Below are 20,911 nucleotides of genomic sequence, written 5' to 3'. Positions count from 1 at the left end.
CCGCGGGCACCACTCAAGCCGACGTGCACGGACCGTCAGGACGAGAGGCTCTTCCAGAAGTCGAGGTTGTGCTCCTCGTCGAACCGTGTGGAGACCTTGGAGCAGGCCGCCGGGGAGGCGCCGCTCGACGGTGCGGTGTCGCAGGCGGAGAGCGACATCAGGGCGCCGGTCCTGGTGCTGTACTTCGGCCAGGCCGGGGTGCGGGTGCCGTTCGGCTCGCCGGTCGCGGCGAAGTGGCCCCAGTAGCGGATCATCTGCTCGGACAGTTCGAGCTGGTCGTCGTCGTAGGGCATGGTCTGGCCGAGGTAGTTCCAGATGTAGCCGAGGTCGTCGACGTGGATGGCGCCGCCGAACGGGAAGTTCCGCGCGGTCTCGCTCTTCTGCTGGATCAGGAAGATCGAGGTGAAGTGCGGGGTGTCGCTCTCGGCGAACTCGTAGGCGTAGGTGGGCGTCCAGCGCGACAGCGTGCCCATCAGCTGCTGGCGGGCGTAGGAGGTGGAGCCGTTCTGCGCCGAAGTCCACGCCTCGCCGGGCGTCTTGTAGGCGCTGAGCGGGTATTCGGCGAGCACCTTGTCGGCGTTGGCCCCGTAGGCGCCCCGGACCTCCGTCTCGTACTGGGCGGCGGTCATGGGCTTGCCGAGGTAGTCGTAGTTCTGGAACGTGGACAGGCCGCGTTCGCTGTTCGTCTGGCCGAGCACGACCGGGACGCGGTTGAACTTCCCGGTCCCTACGGCGATCGCCGGGTCGGTCGGGAAGGCGGCGCCGCCGAGCGAGGGCCGTACGGCCGCCTTCTGCTGGGCGGCGACGATCGCGGAGGCGGGCTTGGCGCGCAGGCAGGCGAGGACGTCGGAGGCGGTGGAGCAGCCGATCTCCTTGACGAAGGCCCGGCTCTGCGTCTCACCGGCCGCGGCGGACTGGATGCCGCAACTGCCGCTCATGATGCCCGCGCGGGCGAACAGGCCCTTGGCGGTGGGCGAGGCGAGCTGGGCGCAGACCGAACTTGCGCCGGCGGACTGCCCCGCGATGGTGACGTTCTTCGGGTTGCCGCCGAAGTTCGTGATGTTGGACTGCACCCAGCGCAGTGCCGCCTGCTGGTCCAACAGCCCGTAGTTTCCTGCTCCGTTGGCGCTCTCCGTGCGCAGCTCGGGAAGGTTGAGGAAGCCGAGCGGGCCGAGTCGGTAGTTGATGGTGACGACGACTGAGCCCGTCTGCTCGACGAACTTGCGCGGGTCGGTGTCCTGCCCGGCACCGCCGAAGTAGCCGCCGCCGTGGATCCAGACGAGGACCGGGAGTCGGCCTTTCGTGCCTTCCGGAACATAGACGTTGAGGGCGAGACAGTCCTCGGTGGTGGTCGGATTCTCGTAGCCGGGATCCCAGCCGGAGGGCTGGGCGCAGCGGTCGCTGAACTCGGTGGCGTCCCGTACGCCCTTCCACTTCGCCGCCGGTTTCGGGGCGGTCCACCGCTGGGCGGCGGTGGGCGACGCGGCGTACGGGATGCCGAGCCACTGGTCGTAGTTGGTCCGGCTGCCGCCCTTGACCTTGCCGTTCGTGGTTTCCACGACGGTGGAGGTGGGGCGTTCGGAGCTCTGTGCCGACGCGCCGGTCGACAGCGGGTTCATGAGGCCGAGGCCCAGCAGGCCCGCGAAGGCCAGGGCCGCACCGATTCTCGCGTTGATTCTCCTGCGGCTCATCGATCCCTGCTTCCTGTTGAGGGTGAGGGGGATGGGGAATGAGGGGCGGGGGTTACCGGGCCGCCGTCCATGCGGCCACTCGCTGTTTCAGGGCAGGTCCGATCACGTTCGCCTCCGATGAGAAGGCCACGTCGGCGACCGGTGGTGGTGGCTGTGGGGGAGGCGCGGCTGCGGAAGTCCACTGAGTGGGATACGCACCGGTCGGCGCGGCGGAACGGTCTGCGGGTACGTGCGTGTGCGGCTGTGCCGGCTGCTGACGCTGCGGCGGGACGTGTGCCACGAGCGCTGTGAGCCGTGTTCGCGTGTATGGAAACGTAACCGCGCGGCAATACTGTCAGCAATATGTGCGACAAAATTTCCTACAACTCTTGAAGCGAGCCGGGTGACGGCGGGCATCGGGCCTTCACACGTCGATCACGGTCACCGCGGCGCGACGGGCCGCGAAAGGCGCACCGTCGAACGCCGGGCATGGACCTCCGCGGCGACATCCATGCGACGGGGGACGCCGCGCTCGCGGGGATCGTGGACGTTCGCCGTACGCTCCAACAGGTCGGGCAGGCCGCGCTACGCGGACCCCCTGATCACCAGCTCCGTCGGCAGGATGAGGGGCGTCGGCTCCTCGCCGGCCAGTACGCGCACCAGCATGCGGGTCATCTCGCGGCCGAGGGCCACAATGGGCTGGTGGATCGTCGTCAGGGCCGGCTGGGTGTGCCGGGCCGTGAGGATGTCGTTGAAACCGACGACCGCGACGTCCTCGGGGACGGCTCGGCCGCGCTCGCGCAGGACGCGCAGGGCGCCGGCCGCCATGACGTCCGAAGCGACGAACACCGCGTCCAGGTCCGGGTGTTCGTCGAGCAGCCGGGCCATCGCCGCGGCGCCGCCCGCCTCGCTGAAGTCGGCGTGGGCCACGCGGTGGTCCTTCAGGCCGGCCAGGGCGACCGCCTCGCGGAAGCCCAGGTAGCGGGAGACACCCGCGTGCATGTCCTGCGGGCCGGTGACGGTGGCGATGGCGCGGCGGCCCGTCGAGATCAGATACTCGACCGCCTGGCGGGCCCCGCCCCGGTTGTCGGCGTCCACGTACCAGCGCGGGGCCCGGTCAAGGGGGCGGCCTCCGTGCACGACGGGTACGCCCCCTGCCTCGGCCACCTTCGCCAGCGGGTCGTTCTCGCGCAGGGCCAGCAGCATGACGCCGTCCGCACCCCGGGACTTGAGGATGCGGGCCAGCCGGGCCCGGCCCCGCTCGGAAGCGGCCAGGACCAGCAGCAGTTCGAGGTCCGTCTCCTCGATGACCGCGTTCACACCGGTGATCACCTCGGCGAAGAAGAGGTTGGCGAACAGCGCGGGGTCGTCGCTGGAGATCGCCAGTACCACCGCGCCGCGGCGCTGCGAGGCGAGTGAACGGGCCGCCACGTTGGGCACATAGCCCAGCTCCGCCACAGCACTCTCCACCGCCTGCCGCGCCTTCGTGCTGACGTGCTGCCGGTTGTTGATCACACGCGAGACGGTTCCGACGGACACCCCGGCGCGCAGCGCCACCTCGTCCAGCGTCGGTGGCCGTCTCGTCATGTGGGGCTGCTCCTGTTCGTACGGATGGGGTGGGCAGTACAGCACTGTAGGCGCGGACCGTGTCAGAGGCCGCCGCGCCTGATGACCTCGGCATACCAGCGGGCACTGTCCTTGGGCGTGCGGCGCTGGGTCGCGTAGTCGACGTGCACGATGCCGAAGCGGGGCCGGTACCCGAAGGACCACTCGAAGTTGTCGAGGAACGACCAGACGAAGTAGCCCTTGAGCGGCACTCCGCGGCCGATCGCCTGTGCGCAGGAGCGGAGATGGCCGTCCAGGTAGGCGATCCGGTCCGGGTCACGCACCTCGCCGTGGAGCACCACGTCGTCGAAGGCGGCGCCGTTCTCCGTGATGTACAGCGGTACGGCCGGATAGTCGTCCTTGAGACGCAGGAGGAGCTTCAGGAGTCCCCTCTCGTCGATCTCCCAGCCCATCGCGGTCCTCGCCCGGCCGCCGTCGGCGACACGGACCAACGGCGAGCCCACATAGGCGGATTGGGTCGGCGTCGTGCCGCCTGCGACCAGCATCGGTGCGTAGTAGTTGATGCCGAGGTGGTCGAGTGGAGCGCCGATCGTCTTCAGGTCCCCGTCGTGGACGTGTCCGAAGGCGGTGACCTCGTGGAGGTCGTCGAGTACGTCGTCGGGGTAGGCGGCGCGCAGCAGGGGGTCGAGGAAGAGGCGGTTCTGCATGCCGTCGATGCGGCGGGCCGCGTCCAGGTCGGCGGGCGCGGTGCTCAGCGGGGAGATGTGGGTGAGGTTGAGCGTGATGCCGACCTGGGCGTCGCCTCGTATCGCCTCCGTCGCCAGGCCGTGCCCGAGGAGCAGGTGGTGGACGGCGCGTACGGCGGCGGCGGGTTCGCGGCGGCCGGGGGCGTGGCGGCCCGTGGCGTAGCCGAGGAAGGCCGAGCACCATGGCTCGTTGAGGGTGGTCCAGTGGGTGATGCGGTCGCCCAACGCCTCGTGGACGAGGGCGGCGTACTCGGCGAACCGCTCGGCGGTGTCCCGGACGGGCCAGCCGCCGCGGTCCTCCAGCGGCTGGGGCAGGTCCCAGTGGTAGAGGGTGGGCCAGGGTTGGATGCCGTGGTCGAGGAGGGTGTCGGTCAGGCGGCGGTAGAAGTCGAGGCCGCGCTGGTTGGCCGGCCCGGAGCCGGTGGGCTGGATCCGGGGCCAGGCGAGGGAGAAGCGGTAGGCGCGCAGGCCGAGTTGGGCCATCAGCGCGATGTCTTCGGGGAAGCGGTGGTAGTGGTCGGCCGCGACGGCTCCGGTGTCGCCGCCCTGGATGGCTCCCGGGGTGGCCGCGAAGGTGTCCCAGATGGAGGGGCCCCGGCCGTCCTCGGTGACCGCGCCCTCGATCTGGTAGCTCGAGGTGGCGGCGCCCCACAGGAAGCCGGGATCGAACGTGCTCACTGAGTTGAACCTCCACCGGTGGGCATTCCGAGAGCGTTAACAATCGGAATGCTCTCGTCCTTGATTCGTATGTCACTGCTGAGCTGGGTTGACGCCGCAGCTCGGCCGGTATCTACGTGAGGTTTCCAGGTAAAACTGGAAGCGCTTACAGTCGCAGCCTAGGAGCGGTGCGTTCAGTCTGTGAAGTGTTCGGACGCAGAAAAGTCTTATGTGCGTGAAGACTTGACAGCCGCGGTGCCCCAGCCGAACATCTGGCACTGACGCCGCACCGACCGGGAACCCTGCCACCGAGAAGGGCCCGGTATGTCCCACAGAGCCAGATGGGGTGCAGTCTTCCTCGCACCCGTCCTGACCGTCGCCCTGGCCGCGACACCCGCGCACACCGCAGCGGAAGCGGCATACGAACGGGTGCTCAACGGCACGTTCGACAGCGTGAAGAGCCCTTGGTGGAGCAGTGCCAACACGCCGTCCGCCGTGAGTCTGGGCCGCCTGTGCGCCGACGTTCCCGCGGGGACCGTCAACGTATGGGACTCCATGATCGGCCAGAACGACATCCCGCTGGAGGCCGGCCAGCCGTACACGCTGAGCTTCACCGCCTCCGCCACCCGGGACATGTCGATCCGCGCCGTGGTTCAGCTGCCCACCGCTCCGGCCACCCTGAACAAGGCCGCCGCCGTCACCGGCACGCCCAAGTCCTTCCAGTTCACCGGCACGTCCACGACCGCAGGACTGCACGCCCAGCTGCTGTTCCAACAGGGCGGCGCCACCCAGCCGTTCACCCTGTGCCTCGACGACGTCTCCCTCACCGGCGGTGCGATACCTCCCGGCGGCGGTCGCGACTTCGGCTCCTCGGTGCGGGCGAACCAGTACGGCTACGCGGTCCACGGCCCCAAGAAGGCATCCATCGTCGACGCCTCGGCGACGCCCGTGAGTTGGCGCCTGCTCGACTCCTCGGGCGCGGTCGTGAAGAACGGACTCACCCACGTCCAGGGCACGGACGCCGCGTCCGGTGACCATGTGCACATCGCCGATTTCAGCTCGGTCCGTACGGCCGGTACGGGATACACGCTCGCGGTCGACGGGGCGACGAGCTATCCGTTCGCCATCGCGGACAACCCCTACAAGACCCTGCGCAAGGACGCACTCGCCTACTTCTACGCCGTCCGCAGCGGCACCCCCATCGAGGCGCAGTACGCAGGCGAGGCCTACGCCCGGCCCGCCGGACACCTCGGCGTGGCACCCAACAAGGGCGACACGGACGTGCCCTGCCTGCCCGGTGCCTGCGACTACTCCCTTGACGTCCGGGGCGGCTGGTACGACGCCGGTGACCAGGGCAAGTACGTCGTCAACGGAGCGCTCGCCGCCTGGCAGTTGATGGACTCCTACGAACGCTCCCGCGGCCAGGGCGACTTGGCGGGGCTGCGTGACGGGCTGCTGAGCATCCCCGAGAACGACAACGGCGTCCCGGACGTACTCGACGAGTCCCGCTGGGAGATGGAGTTCCTGCTGAGCATGCAGGTGCCCGCGGGTGAACCGCTGGCCGGCATGGCCCACCACAAGATCCACGACCTGGCCTGGTCCGCCCTGCCCACCCAGCCCGACAAGGACTCCCAACCCCGCTACCTGCACGCGCCGTCCACGGCCGCCACCCTCAACCTGGCCGCCGCGGGCGCCCAGTGCGCCCGGGTGTGGGCCCGCTACGACGCGCCCTTCGCCCACAGGTGCCTGACCGCGGCCAGGACCGCCTGGAAGGCCGCGCTCGCCCACCCCGACGTGTACGCCCCGAGCAGCGACAGCGTCGGCGGCGGAGCGTACGCCGACACCGACGTGACCGACGAGTTCTCCTGGGCCGCCACCGAGTTCTACGCCACCACGCACGACCGGGCCTACCTGTCCCGCATCGACACGGAGATCACCCCGGCCGGATTCTCCTGGCGGGACACCGGCGCGCTCGCCGACCTCACCGTCGTCCGACTGCCGAGCCGCTTCCCCGACCGCATGGTCGCCGCCGCGCGCAAGCGGGTGCTCACCGTCGCGGACGGGTTCGTACGGGACGAGCGGTCGCAGGGCTACCCGAACCCCAGCCTGCCCGCCAACGGCGCCTACGTCTGGGGCTCCAACAGCGTCACCGTGAACAACGCCCTGGTCATCGCGACCGCCTACGACATCACCCACCGGAGCGTCTACCGCAGCGCCGCGCTTGAGTCGATGGACTACCTCCTCGGCCGCAACGCCCTCAACCAGTCCTTCGTCACCGGATACGGCACCCAGGCCAGCCACAACCAGCACAACCGGATCTGGGCCCACCAGATCGACCCCAAGCTGCCCAGCCCGCCGCCCGGTTCGCTCGCAGGCGGCCCCGACTCCGCCCTACAGGACCCGGTCGCGCAGCAGAACCTGGTCGGCTGCGCCCCGGCCACCTGCTACATCGACGACATCTACTCGTACTCGACCAACGAGATCGCGATCAACTGGAACTCCGCACTCGCCTGGGTGGCGACCTTCGCCGCCGACTCCGCGCGCTGAGAGCCGGCTTCAGCATCACCGCCGTGGCCCCGCCCGCGCAGGACGAGCGCGGGCGGGAGCCGAGCCGAGGGGCCCGCGACAGCCCCACCCCCCCAGAGATAGGGACTCACCATGCGCTGGAACCCCCTGCTCCGAACCGCCCTGATCTGTCTGCTCGCCCTACCGATGTCGTTCGCGGCGGCCGGTCCGGCGGCCGCCGCCAGCCCGATCTCCCTGACCAGCGGCTTCTACTCCAACCCCGACTCCGGCCCGGCCGTCTGGGTCCGGAACAACTCCGGCGACGCGCGGGCCGCGCGCATCCAGTCGGCCATCGCGTCCCAGCCGATCGCCCGCTGGTTCGCGGGCGAGAGCGGGGCGATCGGACCGGCCGTGGCCAGCTACGTCGGAGCCGCCGACAGCCACGACAAGCTGCCGGTACTCGTCGCGTACAACATCCCGCTCCGGGACGCGTGCGGCGGACACTCCTCCGGTGGCGCGGGCAGCGTGGCCGAGTACCGCACCTGGGTCTCCACCTTCGCGGCCGCGGTGGGGGACCGCCCCGCCGTGGTCGTCATCGAGCCGGACGCCCTGTCGGACTTCAGCTGCCTGACCAGCACGCAGGTCAGCGACCGTCTCGCGATGCTCGCGTACGCCAGCCAGATGTTCCAGCAGAAGGCACCCAACACCTGGGCCTACCTCGACGCCGGACACACCAACTGGGTCGCCCCGGCGACCATGGCGAGCCGGCTGAACTCCGCGGGCGTGCGCAACATCCGCGGCTACTCCCTGAACGTCTCGAACTTCTACACCACCGCGTCCTCGGAGACCTACGGCAACTCGATCAACTCGGCCCTCGGCGGCGGCTCCCACTTCGTCGTGGACACCAGCCGCAACGGCAACGGCTCCAACGGCGAGTGGTGCAACCCGGCCGGGCGCAAACTCGGCGTCACCGCGCGCGTGGGCGGGGGCGAGGACCTGCTGCTGTGGGTCAAGACACCGGGCAACTCCGACGGGGAGTGCGGTATCGCCCCGACCGTTCCCGCCGGACAGTTCAGCCCCGCGATCGCCGTCCGGCTGATCGACGGCACGTGATCCAGGCGTACGGCACCTGATTCCGTCGTACGGCGACTGATCCCGACGTACGGCACTCGATCCGGCGTGGGGCGCGGGCCCCTGACAGCCCGCGCCCCACGTCGTGCCCGCTACCCGCTCGTCAACTCGGCGGCTCCAGGCGGACGTTGTCCTCGGTGCCGTCGGGCCAGGTGACGGAGGCGAGGGCGGTGCCGTCGCCGTCGTAGGAGACCTCCAGGTGTACGGCTTCGGCCGTGGCCGGACCCTCGATCACTCCGGAGAGGCACACCAACGCGGCGTACACCGTGCCCGGTTGGACCTCCGCCGCCGTGCCGAGCCAGGGCGTCGCCGAGTGCGGGCCTAGGGCATTGGCGTCCCGCGCGGTGGCGACGCCTGCCTCGTCGAATCCGCGCAGCGCGACCACCGTGCTGGACAGGCCCGCGGGGCGGCGCACCCATGCGGCGGGCCCGCTCGCCTCGTGCGCGAGCGGCGGCTCGGCGGTGGCCAGGCAGTAGCCGCCGAGGCGCAGCCGCAGCGGCTCCTCCAGCGGGCCGTCGACCCTGGTGAGCCGGACTTCCAGCGGGCCGTTCAGCATGGACGCCGTCGTGATCCACGGACCTGTACGGAAGTCGGGCGCGGGGTCGTGGGCGTACGGCGCGGGAACGGGGCCGAGCGGCCAGTGCGCGCGATGCCGGGAGACGGCGGTGCGCACACCGAGGTGCAGCCGGGTCAGCGGACGGCGGTGGGAGGGGCGCCCTTCGGCGTCGAGCAGGGCGATGTGCGAGTCGAGCGGGTCGTTCAGGCTCGCGTCCGTGCTGTCGGGGGCGGCGTGGGTGGCGTAGGCGAGGCGGCTGTAGACCGGGTCGTCCGCCTCGGCGTCGACGCCGTCACCGAAGGCGTGGTCGCTGCCGTGGTTGACGACGCGTACGACCCCGTCCGCGGCCGTGCCGGAGACGAGCCACCCTGGGGCGGTCAGCGTCCGCCGCACGTCCTGGTTCTCGATCGGCAGCGCTTCTTCCTTCTCGGTCCACACCGGGTGCTCGGCGGGCAGCACCAGTCCGGCGAAGCCCTTGCTCGACCAGTACGGCGAGCCGGGCCCCGAGTACGGCTGCCGGATGGCCGGGAACTCCCCGTGCCAGCCCAGCGGTTGGAGGCCGCGTCCGTCGAAGCAGCCGGCTTCGGTGAAGTGCCTCAGCACGCCACTGGCCAGGCGGCGGGTGCGGCCCGCGGGCAGGGGAGTGGCGTCGAAGACGGCGCCGGTCCACAGCGGGCAGAGCATCGCGTAGCGGTACGTGAGGGAGCGGCCCTGGTACAGCGGGGCGCCGTCGGCCGCCACGAGGTGCTGGGCGTCCTCGAGGTAGCGGCGCAGCCGGGCGCGGTACCGGGGGAGCAGGGCGGGGTCGGCGTCGGCGCCGGAGATGCGGCAGTACCACAGCGGGTAGTACTGCATGGCCCAGCCCGAGTAGTAGTCGAAGTGCCGCAGCGCGCCGGCTGTGCCGCCCCCGTCGGCGTACCAGCCGTCGCCCGCGTACCACTCCTCCGTCCGCGCGATCGCGTGGTCGATGTCGCGCGCGCTCCACGGTCCGCCGACCGAGCGCAGGAACGCCGACGTGATCGCCCGGAACCAGACCCAGTTGTTGTCGGGGACCTCACTGCCGAGCATGTCCGTCATCCAGGCGATGATCCGCTGCCGTACGCCGTCGTCCAGCCGGTCCCAGATCCACGGCCGTGTCTCGTGCAGCGCGATCGCCACCGACGCGCACTCCACCTTGGCCTGTCGGCATTCGCGCAGGGTCGGCCAGTGGTCAGGTGAGCGAGGGTCGGTGCCGGCGGTCAGGCCCTCGGCGTACCACTCGGCATGGCCGCCGGGGTCGGTGTCGCCGGAGTGCGCCAGGCGGAAGCCGGCGAGCAGGAAGGTGCGGGCGAACCCTTCGAGGCCGTCGCTGTGCCGGCCGGAGCGGCTGGCGGGGCCGGGCAGATGGAGCAGGGCGTGCCGGTCGGTGGCGTACGGGCGGATGGCGGCCAGTTGCGCGTCGGCCAGCCCCTCCCAGTGCGTACGCGTCCAGCCGGTGTACGGGGAGAGGAGCCGGTCTTCCGGCATCAACTGTCAGCCTTTCCGACGGTGTTGAGGCGGGCGGGGGGCGCCACCGACTCGCGTACGACGACGTGCGAGCCGAGCACCACGCGGCGGCTCGGCGGATCGGTGGGGCGGCGGTGCAGGGCCAGCCGGGTCGCGGAGCGGCCGAGCTCCTGCTGCGGGACGTGCACGGTGGTCAGCCGCGGATACAGGTCCTCGGCGAGCGGGATGTCGTCGAAGCCGACCACGGAGACATCGCCGGGGACCGAGCGGCCCAGGTCGCGGGCGGCGGCGATGGCACCCGCGGCGCTCATGTCGCTCGCGCAGAAGATCGCGGTGGCGTCGGTGCCGGTGAGCAGCCGGCAGGCCGCTTCGTATCCGGACTCGCGGGTCATGTCGCTCTCGGCGACGAGCGCCGGGTCGGGCTTGATGCCGTGCGCGCGCAGCGCCCGCTCGTACCCTTCGAGGCGCTGGCCCGCCACGCTGAACTCGTGCGGTCCCGCCAGGTGGGCCACCCGGGTGTGGCCGGCGGAGATCAGATGGCTGGTGGCCGCGAAGGCGCCGGCCTCCATGTCGCACTCCACCACGTCCACCGGCGCCTTCGCGCCCTTCCACGGCCGGGCGCAGAGCACCATGCGGGCGCCGGCCCGGTCCATCCCCTCGGCGGCGGCGGCGAGTTGGGCGAGATGCTCCTCGGTCTCGGCCATACCGCCGACCAGGATGATCGCCTCAGCCCCCCGCTGGCGCATCAGGTTGATCACCGACAACTCGCGCTCCGGGACGCCCTGGGTGGAACAGACGAGGCAGACCCGGCCGTCGGCGACGGCCTGTTCCTCGACTCCGGAGGCGACGTTCATGAAGAACGGCGAGGTGATGTCGTTGACCACCATCGCCACCATCCCCGAAGCCGTGGAGAGGGAGCGGGCGTTGGCGTTGACCACGTAGTCGAGTTCGCGCACGGCGTCCATGACCCGGTCGTGCGTCGCCGGGGGCGCCGTGTACGCCCCGCTGAGGATCCGCGACACGGTGGCGACGGACACACCTGCGCGCGACGCCACGTCACGAATCGTCGCCCGACCTGCGGAACCCCGACCTTGAGCCATGCTCTGCTTCTCCTCGCCCAGGTGAACAGCCAATGTGAGTAACGCCGATGAAAAAGTTACACAACTTGTCGGCGTTTCTCTATGCCCTGGCAGGGAGCTGACTTGTGAGGCTTTCTGGCGCCGTGCGGATCGTCTCGTAAAGCCTCGTCGAACCCCTTGACGGGCGTGACACGCACCCTTAACGTCCCGGTTACTGTAAACGGTTGAGTGAACGTTACACGCCGTTGAGCATCCCTCTTCCGCCTCGGAGGAACACCAGATGACTTCGTCGAACGTCTCCAGACGCCGACTTCTGCACGCCGCCGCACTCGGTGCCGGCACCATGGCGCTGGGCGGTGGCCTGAGCGCATGCAGCTCCGGCTCCCCCTCCGCGTCGGCGGACGCACTCGCCTACTGGGACTGGTACGTCACCCAAGCCCCCTGGGTCGACAAGGAGATAGAACTCTTCGAGAAGGGCCACAGCGGGGTCAGCGTCAACAAGACCACCCAGCAGAACGCCAAGTACGCGGACCTGGTGGCGCTCGCCAACCGCAGCGGCAACCCGCCGGACGTCTTCATGATCCCGCAGGTGCCCAGCGTCGCCGAACAGGTCGCCAAGGGCTGGCTGATGCCGCTCGACGAGTGGGCGACACCCGAGTGGCAGTCGCGCTTCCCCGAGGGCACCTTCCTGGAAGGAGCCAACGTCTTCGACGGGAAGGTCTATTCGGCCCCGCTGAAGGGCTCGGGACCACAGCTCCAGCTCTACATCCACCACGGCGTCTTCAAGTCCGTCGGGCTGACGAACCCTGATGGCAGCGTCAAGATCCCCAGGACCTGGGACGAAGTCACCAGCGCCGCCCAGACGATCACCAAGAAGAGCGGCGGCAAGTCGTACGGCTTCGGCTTCGGCAACGCCGACAACATCGGCGTCCTCGCCTGGTGGCTGGACCTGTTCGTCCGCGGCGCCGGCGCACCGGGCGGCGCCCCCACCGGCCCCGGCCTGGGCATGGACTACCGCGTCGGCAAGTGGACGTTCGGTACCGACCGGGCGTACGCCGACTTCCTGGAGCTGCTCGTCGAATGGAAGAAGCGCGGCTTCTTCCACCCCAACTCCGTCAGCCTCTCCGACGAAGCGGCCCGCGCGTTCTTCGAGCGCGGCAAGTTCGGCATGACCGTCGGCGGCGTGTGGAACCAACCCGAGTGGACCCAGCACAAGTTCACCGACTACAGCCTGGTCACCCTGCCCTCGCCCACCACCACCCCGCAGGGCTACTACTACGCGGACCCGGTCGGCAACGGCACCTTCGCCGCGGTCTCCGCCAAGAGCAAGAAGGCGCACGAGGCCTTCCAGTGGCTGGACGCGCTGACGTCCCCCGCCGCGGGCCGCCGCTGGGTGCAGGCTCTCAACGGCGTCTCCGCCCACCCCGCCAACAACGACCCGGTCGGCATCGACTCCAAGCCGTTCGCCACCTTCGTCGGCATGACCGAGCAGGTGCTCCGCGGCCCGGTGCCCCTCGTGCGCAACCCGGCGCTGGCAGCCGTCGCGCCCAGCGCGCCCAAGCCGGACATCAGCGATGTGGTGACCGGCATCTACACCGGCCAGATCAAGGACGTACAGAGCGAGTTGAGCAGCCTGGCCGACAAGAAGTTCCAGCTCTTCTCCGACGCGGTCGCCGCAGTCGCCAAGCAGGGCAAGAAGGTCAGCACGTCCGACTACGTCTTCCCGGACTGGGACCCCACCAAGCCGTACACCACGAAGAAGGCGTGAGCGGTCAACATGTCACTCCTCGCCACCCGTCAGCGGCCGCCTCGGACCGCACCCACGGTCGCCCCCCGGCCCGGCCTTTGGCGCAGAATCCGCGCCGCCAAGTGGTCGTACGCCTATCTCGCCCCAATGGCCGTGCTGCTGCTGGCTTTCGTGGTCTACCCGATCTTCGCCTCCTTCGGCTACACCTTCTACCGCTGGAACGGCATCGGCGAACCCGGCGACTACGTGGGCCTGGCCAACTTCCGGCAGATCCTGCACGACCGCATCTTCTGGGGCGCCGTCGGGCACACCTTCGTCTACGCGTTCGTGCTCGTCCCGGTCCAACTCGTGCTGGCGCTGGCGCTCGCGCTGGTACTGAACAACCCGAAGCTCAAGTTCGCGCTGTTCTTCCGGACCGTCTACTTCATCCCCGTCGTCACCTCGGCCGCGGTCGTCGGCGTGGTCATCCAGCTCATGCTCGCCAACTTTGGTGACTCGGCGGGCAGTCTGCTCGCCAAGACCGGGGTGACCGACGGGCAGATCGACTGGCTCGGGGATCCGCACACCGCCCTGGCCGTGATCATCCTGATCGGCATCTGGCACACCCTCGGCTACAACCTCGTCTACTTCCTCGCCGGACTGCAGACCATCCCGGCGGAGCTGTACGAGGCGGCGAAGCTCGACGGTTGCGGCCCCGTCCAGTCCTTCTTCCGCATCACCATCCCGATGCTCCGCCAAGTCGGCGTCGTCATCGTGGTGTTGGCCTTCATCGGCAGCTTCCAGGTCTTCGACCTGGTGCAGGTCCTCACCGGCGGCGGCCCGTACTTCGCCACCGAGGTCGTCAACACGTACATCTACCACCTGGCCTTCGGCGGCTCCCCGGGCTCCGCCGCCCAGCCCGACGTCGGCCTGGCCTCCGCGGCCTCGTTCCTCTACGGACTGCTGCTCATCGTCTTCTCCGCGCTGCAGGTCCTCGCGCTGCGGGGGATCGGCCGACGGCGCGCCGCCTAGTGCTCCGCGGTACGGCGGCCAGGTGCCGTCAATCGTCTGCAGCGCCATCGTGGCTGGTCGCGCAGTTCCTCGCGCCCCTTGAGGGCGCATCAGTCGCCAACCAGTAAAGGGTCTCGTCGATGTCCACACTGTCCCCGCGCCTGCGCCAAGGCCGGCGCGGCCTGCTCTATCTCGCGTTGTTCGGCGGCGGGCTCATCTGGCTCTACCCGTTCCTCTGGGCGCTGGGTAGCTCGCTGAAGAGCACCGACGGCTTCTTCTCCGGCGGGCTGAACCCGATCCCCTCCGAGTTCCACTGGTCCAACTACAGCGAGGCCTGGACGCAGGCGGACTTCAGCCGGTTCTTCGTCAACACGGTCCTGTTCGCGACCGGCACGGTCATCGTGACGCTGCTCGCCACCTCCATGGCGGGCTACGTCCTGGCCCGCACCGAGTTCCCCGGCAAGAAGATCTGGCTGGGCCTGGTCGGGGTGACCCTCTTCCTGCCGCACGGCTACACGATCATCCCGGTCTTCGACCTGATCCAGCGGCTCCATCTCCTCAACACCCTCTGGTCGGTGGTCATCGTCCAGTCGGCGGGCGGGATGGTCTTCGGCACCTTCCTCTTCATGGGCTACTTCACGACGATCGACCGGGGCCTGGAGGACGCGGCCCGGGTGGACGGGGCGAGCTTCCACCAGATCTTCTGGCGGATCATGCTGCCGCTGTCCGGGCCGATGCTGGCGACCGTCGGCCTGTTCGCCTGCATCACGGCCTGGAACAGCTTCTTCATCCCGCTCGTCTTCACCCTCTCCCGCCCCGAACTGCACACGCTGTCGGTGGGCATGTTCAACTTCATCGGCCAGAACTCCACCGCCTGGACCCTGGTGTGCGCGGGGTCGGTCATCACCCTGCTGCCCATCGTCCTGATCTTCGTCGTGCTGCAGCGGTTCTTCATCAACGGGCTGGCGGGGGCGGTCAAGCAGTAGCGCTCGGCGAGGGTGACGCGGACGCCTCATCCACCGATCTCAAGCAGTCCACGCCGAACGGCCTCGGACACCGTGCCGACCCTGTTCTCGGTGCCGAGCTTGCGGTAGATGCGGACGAGGTGCGTTTTGACCGTGGCTTCCGAGAGGTGCAGGGCCGCCGCGATGGCCCGGTTGCTGTGTCCCTGCGCGAGAAACCTGATGACTTCGAGCTCGCGCTCACTCAGTACCGGGCCGTCCTCCATCGTCCCGCCGACGAGGTGAGCGGTGGCCTCGGGAGCCAGGCCCATGCTCCCGGCCGCGGCGGCGCGTACCGCGCGGAAGAGTTCTTCGGGCGGGCCCGCCTTGAGGACATAGCCGCGGGCGCCGGCCTCCATGGCTCGGACGACGTCCCCTCTGTTGCCGTAGCTGGTCAGGACGACGACGTCGACGCCGGGAACGGTGGCGGTGATCCGCCGTGTCGCGGCGATGCCGCCCGCCTCGGCGTCGGAAGCCGTGCCGCCGCCGTCCCTCAGCCGCAGGTCCATCAGAACCACGTCGGGTCTGTGCCTCCCGGCGAGGAGTACGGCCTGTTCACCGTCGCCGGTCTCGTCGATCACGTCGAATCCGGGCTCACCCTCCAGCAGGGCCCGCAGGCCGGCTCGTACGACGGCATGGTCGTCCACGATCAGGATCCGCACCGTGTGCGCGGGAACGTCGTTCACGCCGCGCCCGCGGTGACGCGCGCCCGCACCGGCACGGTGGCTCTCGCCCTGGTCCCGAGGCCGGGTACGCCGTCGACGGTGAGCGTGCCTTCCAGCTCGGCCAGCCGGTCGTGTGCGGCGGCCAGTCCGAATCCCCGCCCCTCCTTCGCGGAAACCGTGACCGCGGGGTCGAATCCCGTTCCGTCGTCGCTCACTTCGACCGCCACAGCCCCGTCCATGTGCTGAAGGGTGACCCGGACATGTGTGGCGCGGGCGTGCTCGCACGCGTTCGCCAGCAGGCCCCGGGTCACGCGCAGGAGGGCGACGGCCAGGTCGGTGGGGACGGGACAGGGCTCACCCCGCGTGGAGACGGAGACCGTGGGAGCTCCTGGAGCGGCGTCCGTACGGGCGCAGAGCTCGTGCAGTGCCGTCTCCAGGCCATCGCGTTCCACACCGGGCGGGGTGAGATCGTGGATGATGCCGCGGGTCTCCGCGAGGTGCGTGCCGAGCGCGTCGACAACGGCCCGCACCTGTCGCCTTGCCGCATCCGGCCTGCGTTCCCAGTCCCGGTCGGCGGCCTGCAGCAGCATGCGGCTCCCCGAGATCTCCTGGGCCAGGGTGTCGTGCAGGTCCCGGGCGAGGCGGGCGCGCTCGGAGAGGCGGCCGGCCTCGCGTTGGCGTGCCGCCAACTCGCCCCTGGTGGCGGTCAGTTCACGCATCAGTCGTTCCTGGGTGCGGTGCAGAGCCACGGTTGCCCAGATGGCCGCGGTCGGCGGCGCTATGAGTTCGAGGTCGAACCCGCCGCTGATCCGGGTGAGCGTCGCCACGAGCAGCGCGGTCGTCACCCAGAGCGCCGCGAGAGGCAATCGGCGTCCGGGCATCCGCTGCGCCACCACGGCCAGCGGGATGGCCAACCACACGTACCCGGTGACGAGGTCGGCCGGAAGGGCCCAGCAGACGCACCCCCACAGCAGCAGGAGCAGTCCCAGCCAGGCGGGCCTGCCCCGGGTGCCGAGCCGGTCCCATCGCGCCAGCCCGCCCACGTACGCCAGGGCCAGGACCACGATGGGCGGGGCGACCATCCAGCACAGCCACGTGTGCACGGCGAAGAGCCGGGCGAGGGTGCCGGTGACGACGGTCAGGAAGACCAGGTGCGGAATGTGCCACACCGACAGGGACAGCCTGCGCAGGGCGGAACGAGTGGGGGGCACGGCAGCGGCTCCCTGCTGGGTGACGGTCACGACAGGAGCGGCAGACTTTAACCCGAACCTGTGTGTGACCGGCGTAAGCCGGCAGGGAGCCGCAGGAGGCACCCGGGGTCAGCGGCCCGGGTGCAGGCCGAGGCGCCCGGGGGAGGGGGCACCCTCGACCTCGCCGAAGTACAGCGCGAAGGTCTGCTTGAGCTGTTCGACGGTGGCGCGGTCCTCCATGAACACCGGGAACCCGTCCAGGTTGGCGTCCTTGTACTCCCAGATCGGCTTGAGGCCGCTCTTCAGGGGGATGTCCGTACGGACCGACCAGCCGCTGTACGACGTCTGCTGGACCTCGGGCGACAGCATCCAGTTCAGGTACAGCTTGGCGGCCGTGGGGTGGGCGCCCTGTTTCAGGATCGCGGCACGCTGGCCCCACGCCATGAACGGGTGGCCCTCGGTGGGAAGAGCCCACCTCGATGCCCCGCCGGTGGCGAGCAGGCTGCCCGACGAGCCGACGCCGACGCTCTTCTGGCCGGCGGCCACGGCGACGCCCGCCTTGTGGGAGCCGCGGGCGAACTGCGGCTGCTGCTGGGCGAACTTCTCGACCCACTCCCAGCCGTACTTCCGCACATAGAGCGAGAACAGGTAGAGCACCGCGTCGTCGTCATGCGGATAGGAGGAGGCGACGGCGCCCTTCCACCGGGGGTCCACGAAGTCCAGCGGTGTACGGGGCACGTCGGCGCCGACCGCCGCCACGTTGTACACGAAGCTGAAAGCGACAGCCATGACCGCCGTCCAGGCGCCGTCCGGGTCCTTGAACTTCGGGTGGACGGCGGAGAATCCGGCGGGCTTGTAGCGCAGCAGCTCGCCCTGCCGGGACCAGCGGGTGAAGTCCTGCAGGGTCTGGAGCTGGACGACATCCGGGACCAGGGTGCCCGTGGCGAGCTGGTTGTCGATGCGGACGTCGTGGAACTTGCTGTAATCCACGACGATGGTCAGATCGATGTCGGGGAACCTGCTCCTGAACCCCGCCCTGACACCGGCCAGTTGGTCGTCGACATCACCGCCCGCGTAGACGACGAGCTTTCCACCCTCCGCGAGAGCGGCCGCGTACAGCTGGTCGAGCGAGCGGGTCTCCTCGCCGCCGAAGCCGCGGGAGGACGATCCGTTGCCGCCCCTGGTGTCGCGCGCGGTCTCCGCGGCGCTCGCGGTGGCGGCCCCGGTCGCTGCGGCCAGTGTCGCTCCGGCACCGATCGCGAGAACGCCGCGTCTGCTGATGTTCCTTGACATGGGTGGGGTGGGTCCTTTCTCCGCCTGCTGAGCTTCGGTCTCGCACCTCGCGGCCTCGGATTCGAGCCGGGTCGACCGGGGGCGTGACGAGTCTCCGGCCGCGGCACGCGTTCACACATCGCCCAGAAGCTGCCACCCCGTTCAACTCTTCGGTGGAACGGCCGAGCTCGGAGGCCGGGTGAAATGGCGGGCGCCGGCCAGCAGCAGAACCGCCAGCACGGCCGGTGCCGCGTAGGCGAGACGGAACTGGCCGGTGGAGCCGAGGAGACCGCTCACCGCGCCACCGGTGACGACGCCCGCGTAGTTGAAGAGGTTCAGGCGGGCCAGGATCGCCTCCGAGGCGGCGGGGCGCAGCCGTGCGGCGGAGGCCAGGCACAGCGGTGCCAGGACGGACGCCCCCAACCCCACCGCCCCGGCCGCGAGAACGGCGAACGGCCAGCCCGGCGCGGCGGCCATGCCTACTAGGGCGCCCGAGACCGACAGAGCGGCGGTACGGACGACGGCGACCGCGCCGAACCTCTGCACGAGTCGGTCGGTGGCGGCGCGGCCGATGACGGTGCCGGCCTGGTAGGCCGCGTACGCCATCGGCGCCACCGTGAGGGAGGCGGCGAGGGTCTGGCGGAGATAGACCGCCGACCAGGCCGAGACGGTGGAGTCCACGACGTAGACGACGAGGAGGACCAGGCCGAAGGGGAGGAGCCGGCTCCACACGCGGCGCCCCAGCGGCGGCTGCGCCGGGGTGTCCGACGGCCCTTCGGAGGAGGCGAGGGGATGCGTGCGTATGCAGGCGGTGAGGGCGAGGAGGACGCCTGCCTGCACGGTCAGGCCGGCGGACACCGGCCACTGCAGCCGGGCCGCCGCGGCGGTGAGCAGCGCCGCGGCCACGCCGCCCACGCTCCATGCCGTGTAGAAGGAGCCGAAGATGCTGCGGCCGTAGGCGCGTTCGATCGCGGCTGCCCGGGTGTTGACGGCGACGTCGAGGGCGCCGACGGCGATCCCGAAGAGGATGTACGCGCAGATGACGGTCGCCGTGTCGGGCGCCCACCCGATCAGGGTCAGCGCGGCGGCGGCCGTCAGCAGGGCGCCGCGCATCGTGGCGACGGGACCGGCGCGGCGGATCGCGGCCAGCCCCACGAAGCTGCCGCCCCCGGCCATCAGCGCCACCGCGACCATCATGGTCGTCGTCAGGAGCGGAGCCAGTCTCAGGTGTTCGGTGACGGCGGGGACGGTCGTGTACACGGCGGCGACGGACACACCTTGAGCGGTGAACGCGATGGTCGCGACCCTTCGGGCGCCGGCCTGGGAGGCGGGGTGCCCGGCCTCCGTCCGGCCTGGAGCACTGAGGGACATGCGCAGACCGTAGCCAGGCGCGGAGGGACGAACGCAGGACGCCGGAGGCCGTACAGGGGACTTCGCGGGTCAAGGCATACGACCGGTGAGGTCCCGATGCTTACGGTGGTCGCCCAGCAGAAGGTGAGTGCGATGACCCTTGGCCCCGGCCCGGAAGACCCTCACGGGGCCAGCGCGGACCCTCACGGGGCCAGCGCGGACCCTCACGGGACCAGCGCGGACCCTCAAGGCACCAGCCGCAGCACGTCGGCGACGATCCAGCCGAACATCCTGCGCTATCTCGTCATCGTCGCCGGTGAACGCGGCATCGATCTACGGCCTCAGCTGAGACAGGTCGGGCTGGACGAGACGGTCATGCGCGCCGCCGCGCTGAGGGTGTCCTACCGGCAGGGCAGCGCGGTGATCCGGCGCGCGCTGGAGCTCACCGGGGACGAGCGTCTTGGCCTGAAGGTCGGCGCGGCGCAGCACCTGACCGCGTGGGGCCTGCTCGGCTTCGCCCTGCTGGCCGACGACACGCTGCGACACGCCATCGAGACCGGCGTGAAGTACCAGAACCTGTCCGGCGCGATGACCGTGTGGTCGACCGACCTGGGCGAGGACGGCGCCTTCGTGCTGCACGCCGACCTCCCCGACCCGGCCATCGACCCGAGCGTGGCCTCCTTCCTGATCGAGGAGGGATTCGCGTCCGTGGTCACCCTGTCCCGGCTCGCCGTCGGGTCGGGCTTCGCGCCGAGGGCGGTGGAGTTCTCTGCTCCGGCGCCTCGCCAACGCGAGCTGTACGGCGCCCTGTTCGGCTGCCCGGTCCGCTTCGGCGCTCCGGCCGACCGCATCGTCATCGACCCCGTGTGGGCCGGCGCCCGGATGCCCGGCCGGGATCCGGTGACCTACGCGTCGACCCTGGAGATGCTCGACGCACAGCTGGCTTCCCGCCACGACCAGCAGGACCTGCTGGAGGTGCTGGAGGTCTCCGTCGCGCAGAGCCTCCCGGTGATCCCCTCGTTCGGTGAGCAGGCACGACGGCACGCGACGAGCGAGCGGACACTGCGCCGCCGGCTGGCCGACTGCGGCACGACGTACGAGGCGCTGGCCGAGGGGGTACGCCGGGAACGCGTCGAACAGCTGCTGCTCCGCCCGGAGTTGACACTGCGTGACATCGCCCGCCGGGCGGGATTCTCCGACGAACGGGCGCTGCGCCGCGCGGTGCGCCGCTGGCACGGCACCTCCCCGGTCCAGCTGCGGGAGCGGATGCTCCGGGGTGGTGCGGGGCACGTGGAGTGATC

General features: G+C 70.4%; 15 protein-coding genes. 6 read left to right on the top strand and 9 right to left on the bottom strand.

The features are described from left to right. Window positions 1-35: 35 nt before the first annotated feature. The 3 genes from OG246_RS37985 to OG246_RS37975 all read right to left on the bottom strand — a co-directional run bounded on the left by OG246_RS37985 (window position 36) and on the right by OG246_RS37975 (window position 4,660). Window positions 36-1,691 (bottom strand): carboxylesterase/lipase family protein, encoded by a 1,656-nt coding sequence (locus tag OG246_RS37985; protein WP_266473521.1) that lies wholly within the window; start codon window positions 1,689-1,691, stop codon window positions 36-38. Between the two features lie 564 nt (window positions 1,692-2,255). Next, window positions 2,256-3,257, bottom strand: a complete 1,002-nt coding sequence (locus OG246_RS37980; protein WP_266473520.1) for a LacI family DNA-binding transcriptional regulator — start codon at window positions 3,255-3,257, stop codon at window positions 2,256-2,258. Window positions 3,258-3,319: 62 nt separating this feature from the next. Beyond that, window positions 3,320-4,660: a GH1 family beta-glucosidase gene (locus OG246_RS37975; protein WP_266473519.1), complete on the bottom strand. Its 1,341-nt coding sequence runs from the start codon at window positions 4,658-4,660 to the stop codon at window positions 3,320-3,322. 303 nt (window positions 4,661-4,963) lie between these two features. On the opposite strand from OG246_RS37975, the gene OG246_RS37970 reads away from it, so the two are divergent. Then, on the top strand, window positions 4,964-7,186 hold the full coding sequence (locus OG246_RS37970) for a glycoside hydrolase family 9 protein (RefSeq protein WP_266473517.1): 2,223 nt from the start codon (window positions 4,964-4,966) through the stop codon (window positions 7,184-7,186). A gap of 111 nt (window positions 7,187-7,297) precedes the next feature. Next, entirely contained in the window at window positions 7,298-8,257 is a 960-nt protein-coding gene (locus tag OG246_RS37965; protein WP_266473515.1) for a glycoside hydrolase family 6 protein, read from the top strand. A gap of 121 nt (window positions 8,258-8,378) precedes the next feature. On the opposite strand, the gene OG246_RS37960 is transcribed toward OG246_RS37965, so the two are convergent. Together OG246_RS37960 and OG246_RS37955 are read right to left on the bottom strand one after the other, a co-directional pair. After that, on the bottom strand, window positions 8,379-10,337 hold the full coding sequence (locus OG246_RS37960; RefSeq protein WP_266473514.1) for a DUF2264 domain-containing protein: 1,959 nt from the start codon (window positions 10,335-10,337) through the stop codon (window positions 8,379-8,381). Then, on the bottom strand, window positions 10,337-11,371 hold the full coding sequence (locus OG246_RS37955) for a LacI family DNA-binding transcriptional regulator (protein ID WP_266473512.1): 1,035 nt from the start codon (window positions 11,369-11,371) through the stop codon (window positions 10,337-10,339). The genes OG246_RS37960 and OG246_RS37955 overlap by 1 nt, the downstream gene beginning before the upstream one ends. A gap of 304 nt (window positions 11,372-11,675) precedes the next feature. Between OG246_RS37955 and OG246_RS37950 the strand changes: the two genes are divergently transcribed. The 3 genes from OG246_RS37950 (at window position 11,676) to OG246_RS37940 (ending at window position 15,118) form a co-directional block, all read left to right on the top strand. After that, window positions 11,676-13,163, top strand: a complete 1,488-nt coding sequence (locus OG246_RS37950; RefSeq protein WP_266473510.1) for an ABC transporter substrate-binding protein — start codon at window positions 11,676-11,678, stop codon at window positions 13,161-13,163. 9 nt (window positions 13,164-13,172) lie between these two features. After that, entirely contained in the window at window positions 13,173-14,153 is a 981-nt protein-coding gene (locus OG246_RS37945) for a carbohydrate ABC transporter permease (protein ID WP_266473508.1), read from the top strand. Between the two features lie 119 nt (window positions 14,154-14,272). Then, on the top strand, window positions 14,273-15,118 hold the full coding sequence (locus tag OG246_RS37940; RefSeq protein WP_266473506.1) for a carbohydrate ABC transporter permease: 846 nt from the start codon (window positions 14,273-14,275) through the stop codon (window positions 15,116-15,118). 26 nt (window positions 15,119-15,144) lie between these two features. On the opposite strand, the gene OG246_RS37935 is transcribed toward OG246_RS37940, so the two are convergent. The 4 genes from OG246_RS37935 to OG246_RS37920 form a co-directional block, all read right to left on the bottom strand. After that, complete coding sequence (locus tag OG246_RS37935; RefSeq protein WP_266473504.1) at window positions 15,145-15,819, bottom strand: response regulator transcription factor; 675 nt, start codon at window positions 15,817-15,819, stop codon at window positions 15,145-15,147. Then, window positions 15,816-17,009, bottom strand: coding sequence for a sensor histidine kinase (locus tag OG246_RS37930; RefSeq protein WP_266473502.1), 1,194 nt, complete (start codon window positions 17,007-17,009; stop codon window positions 15,816-15,818). The genes OG246_RS37935 and OG246_RS37930 overlap by 4 nt, the downstream gene beginning before the upstream one ends. Before the next feature lie 108 nt (window positions 17,010-17,117). Beyond that, on the bottom strand, window positions 17,118-18,281 hold the full coding sequence (locus OG246_RS37925; RefSeq protein ID WP_266473501.1) for an ABC transporter substrate-binding protein: 1,164 nt from the start codon (window positions 18,279-18,281) through the stop codon (window positions 17,118-17,120). 141 nt (window positions 18,282-18,422) lie between these two features. Then, window positions 18,423-19,631, bottom strand: coding sequence for an MFS transporter (locus tag OG246_RS37920; RefSeq protein WP_266473499.1), 1,209 nt, complete (start codon window positions 19,629-19,631; stop codon window positions 18,423-18,425). Between the two features lie 132 nt (window positions 19,632-19,763). Here OG246_RS37920 and OG246_RS37915 point away from each other — a divergent pair, with 132 nt between their 5' ends. After that, complete coding sequence (locus OG246_RS37915) at window positions 19,764-20,909, top strand: AraC family transcriptional regulator (RefSeq protein ID WP_266473498.1); 1,146 nt, start codon at window positions 19,764-19,766, stop codon at window positions 20,907-20,909. The last annotated feature ends 2 nt before the right edge of the window (window positions 20,910-20,911 follow it).

Origin of the sequence: Streptomyces sp. NBC_00620 (assembly GCF_026341825.1) — a bacterium.
In the GTDB taxonomy this organism is placed as follows: Bacteria; Actinomycetota; Actinomycetes; order Streptomycetales; family Streptomycetaceae; genus Streptomyces.
Note: the sequence above shows the minus strand (reverse complement) of the source record. Positions and strands in the feature narration are given on the sequence as shown.